The organism is Xenorhabdus griffiniae, from assembly GCF_001028135.1.
Lineage (GTDB): Bacteria > Pseudomonadota > Gammaproteobacteria > Enterobacterales > Enterobacteriaceae > Xenorhabdus > Xenorhabdus bakwenae.
In genome coordinates this window covers 1-452 of record NZ_LDNM01000212.1, presented here as the reverse complement: position 1 = coordinate 452, position 452 = coordinate 1, and the positions used below count along the sequence as shown (strand labels likewise).

The window sequence follows — 452 nt, the reverse complement described above, 5'->3', positions numbered from 1 at the left end:
GGTTATATCAACAATACCCTGTCTCTTGATGGTGACCCTGTTGACGTATTAGTGCCGACACCCTACCCATTGCAGCCAGGTTCTGTTATCCGCTATCGTCCGGTTGGTGTCCTGAAAATGACTGACGAATCCGGTGAAGATGCAAACCTGGTGGCTGTTCCTCATACCAAACTGAGCAAAGAATATGATCACATCAAAGATGTGAACGATCTGCCGGAGCTGCTGTGTGCTCANATCACTCACTTCTTCGAACACTACAAGGATCTGGAAAAAGGCAAGTGGGTTAAAGGTGAGGGCTGGGAGAATGTTGAAGCCGCCAAAGCTGAGATCCTGTCTTCTTTCGAACACGCAGCTAAAAAATAATCCTTACAGGAAATAACAGGTTTTCATTGCCAAAATCCGCTGCCCCAATCAGGGACAGCGGTTTTTGGTTTGTCGTTCGGTTTTCTAAT

The 452-nt window shown here is 46.6% G+C and carries 1 protein-coding gene; it reads left to right on the top strand.

Annotation, left to right across the window (positions count from 1 at the left end; translation table 11 throughout):
• Positions 1-363 (top strand): inorganic diphosphatase (locus AAY47_RS19735; RefSeq protein WP_047772092.1); only part of this gene is annotated, 363 nt, incomplete at its 5' end.
• Between the last annotated feature and the right edge of the window lie 89 nt (positions 364-452).